Origin of the sequence: Leptospira sp. B5-022 (genome assembly GCF_000347035.1) — a bacterium.
In the GTDB taxonomy this organism is placed as follows: Bacteria; Spirochaetota; Leptospiria; order Leptospirales; family Leptospiraceae; genus Leptospira_B; species Leptospira_B cinconiae.
This window is the reverse complement of record NZ_ANIJ01000005.1, coordinates 16,946-29,018: the sequence shown is the minus strand read 5'-3', so window position 1 is coordinate 29,018 and position 12,073 is coordinate 16,946. Positions and strand designations below refer to the sequence as shown.

9 protein-coding genes are annotated in these 12,073 nt (G+C 43.1%); 6 read left to right on the top strand and 3 right to left on the bottom strand.

Going from position 1 to position 12,073, the window contains the following annotated elements; genetic code table 11:
• Positions 1 to 3: 3 nt before the first annotated feature.
• The 4 genes from kdpB to LEP1GSC192_RS00195 are packed head-to-tail and all read left to right on the top strand — an operon-like array spanning position 4 to position 6,030.
• Positions 4 to 2,094: a potassium-transporting ATPase subunit KdpB gene (kdpB, locus tag LEP1GSC192_RS00210; protein ID WP_020767937.1), complete on the top strand. Its 2,091-nt coding sequence runs from the start codon at positions 4 to 6 to the stop codon at positions 2,092 to 2,094.
• Positions 2,091 to 2,642: a potassium-transporting ATPase subunit KdpC gene (gene kdpC, locus LEP1GSC192_RS00205; RefSeq protein ID WP_020767963.1), complete on the top strand. Its 552-nt coding sequence runs from the start codon at positions 2,091 to 2,093 to the stop codon at positions 2,640 to 2,642. Before kdpB ends, kdpC begins: the two co-directional genes overlap by 4 nt.
• A 30-nt stretch (positions 2,643 to 2,672) precedes the next feature.
• The gene (locus LEP1GSC192_RS00200) at positions 2,673 to 5,348 is read left to right on the top strand and encodes a sensor histidine kinase KdpD (RefSeq protein ID WP_020767959.1); all 2,676 of its coding nucleotides are present in this window, start codon (positions 2,673 to 2,675) and stop codon (positions 5,346 to 5,348) included.
• Positions 5,335 to 6,030, top strand: a complete 696-nt coding sequence (locus tag LEP1GSC192_RS00195; protein WP_232420925.1) for a response regulator — start codon at positions 5,335 to 5,337, stop codon at positions 6,028 to 6,030. Before LEP1GSC192_RS00200 ends, LEP1GSC192_RS00195 begins: the two co-directional genes overlap by 14 nt.
• Positions 6,031 to 6,118: 88 nt before the next feature.
• On the opposite strand, the gene LEP1GSC192_RS00190 is transcribed toward LEP1GSC192_RS00195, so the two are convergent.
• From LEP1GSC192_RS00190 to LEP1GSC192_RS00180, 3 genes are all read right to left on the bottom strand, one after another.
• Entirely contained in the window at positions 6,119 to 8,278 is a 2,160-nt protein-coding gene (locus LEP1GSC192_RS00190) for a cation:proton antiporter (protein WP_020767919.1), read from the bottom strand.
• A gap of 77 nt (positions 8,279 to 8,355) precedes the next feature.
• Positions 8,356 to 9,216: a penicillin-binding transpeptidase domain-containing protein gene (locus LEP1GSC192_RS00185; RefSeq protein WP_036088553.1), complete on the bottom strand. Its 861-nt coding sequence runs from the start codon at positions 9,214 to 9,216 to the stop codon at positions 8,356 to 8,358.
• Entirely contained in the window at positions 9,213 to 9,719 is a 507-nt protein-coding gene (locus LEP1GSC192_RS00180) for a hypothetical protein (protein WP_020767920.1), read from the bottom strand. Before LEP1GSC192_RS00180 ends, LEP1GSC192_RS00185 begins: the two co-directional genes overlap by 4 nt.
• A gap of 192 nt (positions 9,720 to 9,911) precedes the next feature.
• On the opposite strand from LEP1GSC192_RS00180, the gene LEP1GSC192_RS00175 reads away from it, so the two are divergent.
• Both LEP1GSC192_RS00175 and flgG read left to right on the top strand, forming a co-directional pair.
• A complete protein-coding gene (locus tag LEP1GSC192_RS00175; protein ID WP_020767983.1) occupies positions 9,912 to 11,063 on the top strand; it encodes a DNA methyltransferase in 1,152 nt (383 codons plus the stop codon).
• Positions 11,064 to 11,275: 212 nt separating this feature from the next.
• A complete protein-coding gene (gene flgG, locus LEP1GSC192_RS00170; protein ID WP_020767975.1) occupies positions 11,276 to 12,073 on the top strand; it encodes a flagellar basal-body rod protein FlgG in 798 nt (265 codons plus the stop codon).

Here is a 12,073-nt window from a genome sequence, read left to right as displayed (position 1 = left end):
ATTATGAAAAACAAAAATTCCTCTTTCTTCCAGGATCCGAAATCTCTGTTGAAAGCAATTTTGGATTCTTTCGTAAAATTGGATCCGAGAGTTCAATGGAAGAACCCAGTAATGTTCATCGTATATATAGGAGCAATATTAAGTTCTTATGATATAATTTTTCATCCCGTAAATCTAAGCTTCGGTTTGCAGATCTCTATTTGGTTATGGGCCACCGTTTTATTTGCGAATTTTGCGGAAGCATTAGCCGAGGGTAGAGGGAAAGCGAAAGCGGAATCATTAAAGAAGACGAGAAAGGAATCCAAAGCAAATAGATTAAACGGAAGTTCGGTCGTTGTAATACCTTCTTCCGAGTTAAGGACCGGTGACAAGGTGGTTTGCCAAGCCGGAGACTTGATCCCGGGAGACGGTGAGGTTGTGGAAGGTATCGCTTCTGTGGATGAATCTGCGATTACGGGAGAATCCGCTCCGGTGATCCGAGAATCGGGAGGAGATAGATCCGCAGTCACCGGGGGCACGAAAGTTTTGAGCGATAAGATCGTAGTGCAGATCACAACAGACCCGGGAAAAACTTTTATAGATAAAATGATCTCGCTTGTAGAAGGAGCTTCCAGGCAGAAGACACCGAATGAGATCGCGCTCTCCATTCTTCTTTCAGCATTGTCTTTGGTGTTTTTAGTCGCGATTACATCGCTTGTGCCTGCAGTATTCTATAGCCAAAAGGAAGGCGGTGGAGATTTGGGGCTCGCGGGCTCTTTTCCTGCGTTAGTTGGTCTTTTAGTATGTTTGATCCCTACTACCATCGGAGGATTATTGTCAGCGATCGGTATCAGCGGTATGGATAGACTTATGAGAAGGAACGTAATTGCAAAGTCCGGAAGAGCAATCGAAGCAGCGGGAGATATAGACGTTCTATTATTGGACAAAACAGGGACAATCACTTTGGGAAACAGAATGGCTACCAGGTTTGTTCCCGCCCCTGGAATTTCGGAAAAGGATCTAGCCGATGCGGCGCAACTTGCATCTCTTTCCGACGAAACACCTGAAGGAAGATCCATCGTAGTCTTAGCGAAGGAAAAATTCGATCTAAGAGGAAGGAACTTATCGGAGTTAGGCGGTAAATTTGTTCCGTTCACTGCTAAAAGTAAAATGAGCGGTGTGGACTTTGATCCCGATCCAGACGGAAAAGCAAAACGCGTGATCAGAAAAGGATCCTCCGAATCCATTCGAAATCATATTACGGGACTAGGCGGAGAATATCCTCAGGAAATTTCGAATATAGTGGATGAGATCGCGAGAGAAGGAGGAACTCCCTTAGTAGTCTCAGAAGGAAGAGAAATTTTAGGAGTCATCCATCTTAAGGATATAGTAAAAGGTGGGATCAAGGAAAGATTTGCAAGGTTAAGACAAATGGGGATCCGAACCGTGATGATCACGGGAGATAATCCTTTGACTGCTGCAGCAATCGCCGCAGAAGCAGGAGTGGATGATTTTATAGCTGAGGCAACTCCTGAAACAAAACTAAAGCGTATCCGAGAAGAACAGGCGGGCGGGAAACTAGTGGCTATGATCGGTGACGGGACGAACGATGCTCCCGCCTTGGCACAAGCGGATGTGGGAGTTGCGATGAACACAGGGACCCAAACTGCGAGGGAAGCCGGGAATATGATCGATCTGGACAGCAACCCTACCAAACTAATCGAGATCGTGGAGATTGGAAAACAACTTCTGATGACAAGGGGTTCTTTGACCACTTTCAGTATCGCAAACGATGTATCTAAATATTTTGTGATCTTGCCTGCGATGTTTGCCGGGCTATTTCCCGTAGCTGGAATAGGGGCTTTATCGATTTTGAATATTCTAGGTTTTTCAAGTCCAGAATCCGCGGTTTTGAGTGCCGTGATCTTTAACGCCTTGATCTTAGTTTTTTTGGTACCTCTTGCATTAAAAGGGGTAAGCTATAGGCCTGTCGGTGCTGATTCCGTTCTGGCCCGGAACGTGTTTATTTATGGATTTGGCGGACTTATCCTTCCTTTTTTCGGGATCAAGGGAATCGATCTGGTTTTAAGTTTTACTAAGGGAGTATTCGGATGATTCGAGCGATTTTACAACTCGGACTTTGGACTTTTATTTGCGGGATATTTTATCCCGCTATAGTTTATGGATTCGCTAAATTCACTTTTTCGAAAGTAAGTTCTGGTTCCTTGATCGAGATAGACGGAAAAATAGTCGGTTCCGAGTTGATTGCGCAAACTTTTGATTCGCCTGAATATTTTCATTCAAGACCTTCCGCGATCGGTTTTGATCCTTCTTCTTCGGGAGCTTCCAATCTTGGGCCGAGTAACGCTCAACTTTCCAAAAAGGTGGAAGAAAGAAAAATATACTGGGTGACAAGAGGAGGAGCTGAGCCTGTGCCTTCAGAACTTTTGTATTCTTCCGGAAGCGGACTGGATCCTCACTTGAGTCCGGAAGCTGTGAAATATCAGATTCCCTTGGTAGCAAAAGTAAAAGGAATTTCGGAGGAAAAATTAGCTAGATTGATGGAAGGTTCTACGGAATCTCCTGAGTGGGGGTTATTTGGCCATACTAAGGTGAATATATTGAAATTGAATCTGAAATTGAGATCTATTTACATAAAATAGAATATTCTAAAAAAATAAAGTTATTATAGAGTGAGACCATCGGAAGAAAACAGACCGGATCCGGACGAATTACTCTCTCGGATCGGAGGAAAAGAGACTAAGACTAGAGGAAAGTTGAAAATTTTCTTCGGAATGGCCGCAGGCGTAGGTAAAACTTTCGAGATGTTGCGAGACGCTCAAAAAGCAAAGTCCGAAGGACTAGATGTATGGATCGGTTATTTAGAGACTCATAATAGAAAGGAAACCGAAGCACAGGCAGAAGGACTTCCTATCATTCCTAGGAAAAGATCCAAATATAAATCCGTAGATCTGGAGGAAATGGATATCGATGCAATCTTGGAGAAAAAGCCTGATCTGGTCTTGATCGATGAGCTCGCTCATACGAATGTTCCAGGTTCCAGGCATCCGAAAAGATACCAAGACGTTATTGAAATTTTGGACCAAGGGATAAACGTTTATTCGACTTTGAATGTGCAACATCTGGAAAGTAGAGCAGGGATTGTGGAAGAAATTTCGGGAGCCCCCGTTTCCGAAAGAGTTCCGGATTCTATTTTAGAAATTGCTGATGAAGTGGAATTGATCGATCTTGTCCCGGACGATCTGATCAAACGCTTGAAAGAAGGAAAAGTATATCCTTCGGACAAGGTCCCTCAGGCCTTACATTCCTTTTTTAAGGTCCCAAATTTGACTGCTCTTAGGGAGCTTTCTTTAAATTTTACATCCAAACTGGTAGATCGAGAACTTTCCCGTCTGGAACCGACTAAGGATTCCAAACTTTCCGATAAAATTTTAGTTGCGGTATCTTCTTCTTCCCAGGCCGCCAATTTGATACGTTATGCGAAGAGGATTGCGTTCGGATTAAAATGTCCTTGGGTAGCCGTGCATGTGGACGATGGAAATATTTTATCATTCGATCAGAAAGAACGGCTAAGACAGAACTTGGGCCTCGCCAGAGAGTTGGGGGCCGAGATCCTGAACTTTTCGGATCGAGATTCCGTTCTTGGTATTACAAGAGCAATCAATCGCACCAAAGCGACACACATCGTTATAGGAAGAAGTGGCAAGAGTAAACTCTCAAGAATACTAAGAGGAGGTTCTTTTGTAGACAGACTAAGCGAACAACCGGGAGATTTTCAGATCCTTCTCGCTCCGACTGAAGCTACGAAAGAAAGTTTTAAGGTACGATTCGGATTTTTTACTAAGGGAGCTAGATCCAAGCCCATCCAATATTTTCTTTCTTTTTTAGCATTACTTGGGGTCACATCCTTTAATCTGTTATTGAATATTTTCGCTGGCTATTGGTCTATCGGACTAGTGTATTTATTTTTTATAATGTTTGTTTCCCTATTTGTAGGTAGGGGACCTGTTCTGATCACTGCTTCTTTGAGCGCTCTCTTTTGGAACTTTCTATTCATTCCTCCAAAATTCACTTTCTATATCGAAAAAGTGGAAGATTGGATGATGTTCGGGACGTATTTCGTATTGGCCTTAGTTTTAGGTGCTCTCACTACAAGATTAAGAGACAGGGAAGAAGCGTTACAAACGGGAGAAGAAGCTCTTTCCGGCCTTTACAGACTTTCGGTTGCATTGTCGAAAACTCATAGTTTGGATGAGATTGCATCCGTGGCAGTGGAAACAATTGGCGATACGTTCCAATCTTCCGTTTTGATCTTACTTGCCGATCAGGATTCTCTTCTTTCTCGCGCGCCTCATCCTAAGAGCGGTTTTAAACCGGATATGAAGGAGTCAGCTTTGGCTGCCTGGACCTTCCAGAATCGAAAGCCTTCTGGAAAAGATACGGATACCGTTCCGATGTCTAAGGGTTTGTATCTTCCGTTACTTACTCCTGGCGGTTGTTTCGGAGTTATCGGATTGGATAGGGAAGCTAAGGACAGTTTGGAATTAGAGGAAGAGACTCTTTTATTTTCTATGCTGAATCAAATTGCTTTGGCATTGGAGCGGATCCTTCTACTTGGAATTCGTGCAAACGCTAAGATGGTAGAAGAGTCCGAAAAGTTCTATTCGGCATTATTCAATTCGGTCAGTCATGATTTTAGGACACCTTTGACTGTAATCCGTGCTTCCTTGGATCTATTGGAGTCCGGGGATGGAAAGAATGAAAAGGAGAAGTCCGACTTATTCTCCGAGATCCGGATCGCTTATAAAAAATTGGATAGGTTGGTCGGGGACTTATTGGATATGTCCAGGTTGGAGTCCGGAAGATTGATGTTGGACCTCCAATGGGAAGATCCTGTGGATTTGGTAAATGAAACCGTACGGATCGCGGAATACGAAAAAGGCGAACATATATTGTCGGTCCAATCGGATGAAAGTATGCCCCTAGTCAGAATGGACAGAAGATTGATGATCCAGGTATTGATCCATCTATTACAAAATGCATTTTTACATACGGAAAAAAATAGTACAGTTATAGTAAGAGCAAGCGTGCCCAAGGATCATCTTCTATTAACGGTGGAGGATAATGGACCTGGAATTCCTCCGGGACAGGAAGAAAAAATTTTTGAAAAATTCACCAAGGTTTCCGGTTCCATGCAAGGAACGGGTTTAGGACTTTCTATCTGTAAGGGACTTGTGGAAGCTCAAGGTGGAAAGATTTGGGCGGAGAATCGGCAAGAGGGAGGAGCCAGGTTTCTCATCCGCATCCCTGTGCTGACTTTCCCACCTTTGGAGGATGCAATTGTCTAGTCCAGTCATCATGATCATAGACGATGAGATCCAGATCCGCCGGTTGGTCCGAGTCGCTCTCGAAAAAGAAGGCTACAAGGTGGAAGAAGCGATCTCTGTAGAAGATGCATTATCAAAAGTTTATATGGTTCGTCCCGATTCCATCATCTTGGATCTAGGTCTGCCAGAAAAAGGAGGAGAAGAATTCCTAAAAAAGATCAGAGAGTCCGGCTCTAAGATCCCGGTATTGGTCTTAAGTGTGAGAGATTCGGAAAAAGATAAGATCTTGCTATTGGATAGCGGAGCGGACGATTATCTCACCAAACCTTTCGGGATTGGAGAATTACTTGCAAGGATCAGAGTATTATTGAGACATTCTTCTCCTGAAAAAACGGACGTGAAGGTAAGGATCGGACCTTTAGAACTGGATTTCGGAACTAGAAAAGTTTCGAAAGAAGGAAAAGAAGTCCGACTTACGCCGACCGAGTATTCTTTTCTAAAGTTACTAGCCACTTATCCCGGAAAGATAGTGACCCAAACTCAGATCTTAAAAGAATTATGGGGTCCGAACCAAATGGCGGAATCCGGTTACTTGCGAGTGTATGTAAACCAGATCCGCAAGAAGATAGAAAGAGATCCGAGTAATCCTGAGATCTTGATCACCGAACCAGGTGTGGGCTACTTTTTAAAAACGGACGGATGATCACGTGAGGAATACTAGGAAAGGGGATTTGTATTAGAAATTCCTAAAGTACTTCGTATCTTAGCGCATTTGCCTTAGGCTCATTTCCCTAATCCTTATAGCGGACCAGGAAAAGTCCGGAACCGTCCGAAAGTTCCCAATTCCTAAATTCGGTCTCTTCTTCCCAGGTCTCCAGATCGCAGATCACAAGGTCCGCTTCCGAGAGAATCTGAGGATTTTCTCCCTTTAAGATGATGATCTTTTCCTTTTTAAGAAGGTTTCTTTCCTTTTGAGAGAATTGAGGAACTCTACCTCTTGGATCCCAGATGGAAAGTTTGGCGCCGATTTTTTTAGCCATTGAAAGAGAAAAACCTAATAGTTTTACGTCTTTATCGGAGTAAATCGCTAAGATGAAACGATTTAATTCCTTTAATTTTTCCGCTACCAATATCCCTGCATTCGTTTCGGATTCGGAAAGGAGAGTCCTGATCTTCCCTCCCAATACATCGTCGCTGAATAAGGATTTTGCACCTCCTGTCAGGAATATATTATAATTTCCTGATTGGATCGTTTTTAGGATATCTCTTGTGACATTATCAGAAGGTTTATATAATGTTTTTAATTTGATCCCCAATTCTTTAGAAATTTTGAATAGAGGTTCAAAACTCTTTTTTTCGTATTTCTGAGCCGTTTTTCCGGAAATCCAGGAGTCGGGAGTAAGATGTAATGCGGTTACTTCTTTAGTCTTGTTCCCGTTTTGGAAAAGGCCGGAAGCGAGTCTAAGCAGATCCACGCCTCTGGAATGTAATGCGAACGCAAGTAGTATTCCTTCTTCTCTTTTATCTTTGACAACGGAGAAAATTCTCTCTATTAAATTCAAGCTTGGCCCGGTCATATATGTCGTAACCAGCGCCATAAGCACCATCATGGAGAAGATCTGAGAGGACAATATCCCGATATCGTAACCTATATTAAGAACGATCAACTCCATGAGCCCTCTGGTATTCATGAGTGCACCCAAGGACAAAGAATCCTTCCAATTATTTCCGGAGGCTTTTGCCGCGATCGCACTTCCGGCAAATTTCCCTATTATCGCGACTGCAAGAACCATTGTAAAATCCCACCAAAGGTTTCCTTGATTCAAGAGACCGATCTGCGTTCTGATCCCGGTTAATGCGAAGAATAACGGAAGAAAGATCGCAGTACTTAGATCTTCTACCTTTTCCGCTAAAAGTGTCCTAAGTTTGGGTTTGTCCGGCATAACAACCCCGGCCAAGAACGCTCCGAATAATGCGTGTATGCCGATGGATTCCGTGATCCAGGCGGATGCGATCGGGAAAAGAAGAAAGAGCGCCACAGCCATTTTGGTGAACGCTTCTCTGTTTGTGAAGATGCCTCCCGCTCTATGCATGGCCGGTTGAACAATTTTCCACATTATAATAACGTAAATGATCGCAAGAACAATGGTGAATAACGCGGCCAATAATCCGCCCGCTTGCACAAGTGCGATCACTACGGCGAGTAAACACCAGGCAGTCAAATCGTCCGAAGCGGCGCAAGTGAGCGCGAGTCCTCCAAGCCTAGTTTTGGTGAGTCCTCTCTCCTGAACGATCCTTGCAAGTACGGGAAATGCAGTGATACTCATTCCGATCCCCATAAATAAGGAAAAGGAAAGGAACGTGACCTCCGGTGGTGCCATTGTTTTGTAAATGGAAAGTGCTAAGATCGCTCCCATTAAGAATGGAAGAAGAATACTTGCATGAGAGATCAGAATGGCAGAGTCGGCTTGGTTTCTAAGTATCTTAAGATCCAATTCCATTCCTACTACGAACATAAAGAATACCAGACCGATCTGGCTTAGAAGTTGGAGGGAACTTAAGGAAACTTTGGGAAATAAAAACTGATACTGTTCGGGGAATAATAATCCGAACAAGGAAGGGCCTAATAGTATTCCCGCAAGTATCTCACCCACTACGAATGGTTGTCTTACGATGACTGCAAGTTTACCCATCACTCGAGTGGCTGCAATTACGACTCCGATTTGTAATAATAAAAGGGGAAGAGGTTCATGAAAACCTTTCCAAAGTTTTGCTCCTGCATTTTTCCAGGTTTGGATCGGATCTTCCGAGGACTCGACCGAGGTGGAAGTATCCGTTTGGATATTTGTGACTTTTCCAATTTCTAATGACTTGCCTTGTTTCGTTACGAAGACAAAGGCCCCGCAAGAAAATATTAACAGGGTGATATAGAAAATCGCGTTTCGTTTCATCCTTAGAATCGGAAGCCCTCGGAATGTTGGAGTTCCTCCATACTATTAAAATGGAAAGAATGAGAAAAGAATAATACTTAGTTGGAAGAGGAGAAATATTTTTCCCAAATCCCTTTTTCCTTTAGATATTCCATGCCGAACTTTGCAGCTTCTAAAGGAGATAAAGTTTCCGATTCACTTTCAATTCTGGATAAGAATAGATAGGATTTTTTCGGTCCCTTCCAAAAGAACCAATACCAAGAGACGGATCTTCCTTGAGCGTATCCGGTCGCGGAATCAGAATAAAAACCTGAATAGTTCCCGAAGTTGCCATCTAATTTATGGGTGCCTGTCGGATTTTTGATCTCTCCTGGATTTCTTTCCAAACCTTCTAATATTGAGTGAAGGTTTTTCTTTCTTACCCCTAGTTCGCCGTTAAATAATTTCCATAAGAATAAGTAGAATTCTTCGGCAGTCCAAGAGTATCCTCCATCCATCCAAAAGTTTCTAGCGGGATCGAATGGGACCGATGTGGGAAGTCCGACAGAATTCAACCAGGTTCTAAGTTTGGAAGTTCCCGTATCCATCCATATCTTTTGAAAATACCAGACTGTGGAATTTTCCAGAGAAGTCCGGAGATTTTGTTCCTTCTGCCATCTGATGTAAGGAAATTTGGTCTTGTCCCAAGGGAAGTATCCATGAGGATCTTTTAATGTTCCAAGCTCCAGCGCCGCCAATGCGAGTACGGGTTGGAAGACATACATCGAAGGAGAACTTTTTTTGCAGTTCTCTTCTCCCACTTTCAAAACTGTACCTTCTTCCATTTCAGCAAGGAATAGGCAGACTTTTCTATCGGAAAGATTCAGTTCTTCTTTTTGGAGTGTGGGCGAGTCGGTTCCCGTTTTTACGGAACATGAAAGAAGAAGGACCGCAAAAGAAAAACGTAATATTCGCCTCATAAAAACCAGGCGTAAATCGTAAGATAAGTAACGAATATAAAAAGCGGAATATAAAACATCAGGAAAATTTTTCCGATCTTTCTCCAATCGGTCAAAGTGTATTTACGTACAAATTCGGTCATTTCTCCCCGGTCCATAGCGTATAGTTCGCTTGAATCATTCCAACCGAAGATGTTCCCTGCAAGCCTTCCTATCATCTCTTCTTTATGAGCTTGGATGGTTTCCCAGGCTTCTTCCTTTTCTGTAAGGTTAGGGGAGAGAAGTTGCAGAAAAATTTTAGGCACTAGGAATACTCTTCCGATCATTAGGCTTGAGACTCTTGTAAATAATCCCAAGAAGAACATTGCTGAGAAGAGCGGATTTTCTCTCTTGAGCCCGAAAACGATCCCTAAACTTACTACATAAGCTCCGTATCCTATATATATTCCGGCGAGTTCGAATCTTCGATTCGTTTTTTTCTCTTTTAAAAATTCTTCGTACAGTTGAGAGGATACGGTTTTCATTCTCTTATCGATCCGAGCTTGGACTTCCCGAAAAATCCGGATCTGAATGCTACGATTTTTGGATTCGCAAGGGAGACAAGTATTTCTGATCTCACTTCCGCTATTCCTTGTTTATGTCCCGACAGATTTTAAAAAGCAAAACTGAAAATCGCGTCTTCTTCCGAAAATAAGAAAAAAGAAAAGGCGGAGCGGATGAACGGTACCGTTCGAAAAAAAGAAAGAAAGATACTCACCGGGGAATTTTGGACCTCCAAACAAAGGCAATCTCATCCCATCCATTACGTGGTCAGTTACAGAGCCTCGTTCAAACCGGAATTACCCGCCTTCTTCATAGGAAAATATTTGGCGAATCGAAAAGGGATCGTCTTCGATCCTTTTGGTGGAAGGGGGACCACCGCGGTCCAAGCCAATTTAGAAGGTTATGCTGCCATTCATAACGATATCAGTCCTATGTCCTTGTTCTTGGCGAAGTCCAGACAAACTGTTCCTTCTCTAGAAAAACTCGAAAAAGCACTTCATGCTTTGGACCTAAGCGCAAAAGTTAGAGAAGAAAAGGAAGACGAGGGTCTTTTACATTTTTATCATAAAGATACTTTAAAAGAGATCAAGAACTTAAAAAAGATCCTTTCCGATTCGGATTCTCCGGAGTTTCAATATTTGGGTCTAACCGCATTGTCCAGGCTTCATGGGCATAGTAACGGATTTTTTTCAGTGTATAGTTTTCCTCAGATCTCTATTCCTCCTTTGGCTCAAAAAAGAAATAACGAGAAAAGGGGTGTTGTCCCTGATTATAGGGAGATCAAACCTAGGATCCTGCAAAAGATGAGAAGGGATTTGAAAGAGTCTCTTACACCTTTTTATCATGAGTTTTCTTTCCGCAACAGATACACCAATCATTCTTCCTTGGATCTTTTCGGTCTGGAGGAGAATTCTGTGGATCTTGTTGTAACTAGTCCTCCATTTTTAGACAAGGTGAACTATGAAGAGGACAATTGGCTTCGTTATTGGTTCCTAAATATAGAACTGGAGAAGGACCAGAAGCCGAGTATATTCGCAACTCTTGCAGGTTGGTGTGAATTTATCCAAGGAACCTTGGCAGAATTATCCAGAGTTGTTAAACCTGGCGGAACAGTGGTCATGGAAGTGGGGGAAATCAGAAAAGGAAAGACCGTTTTCAACTTAGACGAATACGTCATCAAATGTGCGGAATCCACAGGACTCGTTTGGGAAAATACCTACATCAACGACCAGAAATTCACGAAACTCGCCAATTGTTGGAATGTTTCCAATAACGAAAAGGGCACGAATTCCAATCGTTGTGTTGTTTTCCGTAATCTGAAGTAAGAATTTATTTCGCACGGAGCTCACTGAGAGCACAGAGTTGGCATGTTGGAGTTCCTACGCTAGCAGATCCTCAGTGTTCTTTGTGGCCTCTGTGCGAAACCCCTGTGTCTCTACTTCCGAAAAACCGGTATTTTGTCTCAAAAATACCGAATTCCCCCCTGAGGATTTTTTGGGATTGGCCGATAGATAAAGGGATCGAGGTATAAACTCAAATGATGCGTTCCCTTTGGACAGCCGCGACTGGAATGACCGCCCAGCAATTTCATATCGATACTATTTCAAATAACTTGGCAAACGTGAATACCACCGGTTTTAAAAAGAACCGCGCGGATTTTGAGGACCTCGTTTACCAGCATATGGTTCTGGCAGGAACTCCCGCCACTTCCGTGAGTGAAATTCCCACAGGTGTGAATGTAGGTCATGGGGTGAGAGCCGCCGCTTCTCAGAAATTATTCGAGATCGGTTCGTTCCAGGCGACCGGGAATAAGCTGGATCTTGCGATCACAAGCGAGATGGGATTTTTTAAGATCCAAATGCCTGACGGTAGTTTTGCATTCACTCGTGACGGTTCTTATAAGATAGATTCCAACCAACAAGTAGTTACATCCAACGGTTATTTGTTGGAGCCTCCTCTTATCCTTCCTGAGGGAGCAATCTTAAATACTTTGATGATCTCCGAGCAGGGAGAAGTGACCGTAAAGATCGGTGCGGATATCCGTCCTACTGTGATCGGTCAAGTGGAATTGTATCGTTTTGTGAACCCTGCCGGTCTACAGGCGATCGGTAAAAATTTATTCCAAGAGACTGTCGCTTCCGGCCCGGAAATTCCTGGGACTCCAGGTATGGAAGGTTTCGGAAATGTTCTACAGGGATTTTTGGAAATGTCTAACGTGAAAATCGTGGAAGAGATGGTGAATATGATCGTTGCTCAAAGAGCTTACGAGTCCAACTCCAAAGCGATCCAAACTTCGGACAATATGTTATCTACCGCGATCGGGTTGAAACGTTAA

Excerpts from the sequence above, each read along its gene's own strand:
- kdpC (WP_020767963.1), top strand. The coding sequence starts at position 2,091 with ATGATTCGAGCGATTTTACAACTCGGACTTTGGACTTTTATTTGCGGG.
- LEP1GSC192_RS00180 (WP_020767920.1), bottom strand. The coding sequence starts at position 9,719 with ATGAAAACCGTATCCTCTCAACTGTACGAAGAATTTTTAAAAGAGAAA.
- LEP1GSC192_RS00185 (WP_036088553.1), bottom strand. The coding sequence starts at position 9,216 with ATGAGGCGAATATTACGTTTTTCTTTTGCGGTCCTTCTTCTTTCATGT.
- flgG (WP_020767975.1), top strand. The coding sequence starts at position 11,276 with ATGATGCGTTCCCTTTGGACAGCCGCGACTGGAATGACCGCCCAGCAA.
- LEP1GSC192_RS00190 (WP_020767919.1), bottom strand. The coding sequence starts at position 8,278 with ATGAAACGAAACGCGATTTTCTATATCACCCTGTTAATATTTTCTTGC.
- LEP1GSC192_RS00175 (WP_020767983.1), top strand. The coding sequence starts at position 9,912 with ATGAACGGTACCGTTCGAAAAAAAGAAAGAAAGATACTCACCGGGGAA.
- LEP1GSC192_RS00195 (WP_232420925.1), top strand. The coding sequence starts at position 5,335 with ATGCAATTGTCTAGTCCAGTCATCATGATCATAGACGATGAGATCCAG.
- kdpB (WP_020767937.1), top strand. The coding sequence starts at position 4 with ATGAAAAACAAAAATTCCTCTTTCTTCCAGGATCCGAAATCTCTGTTG.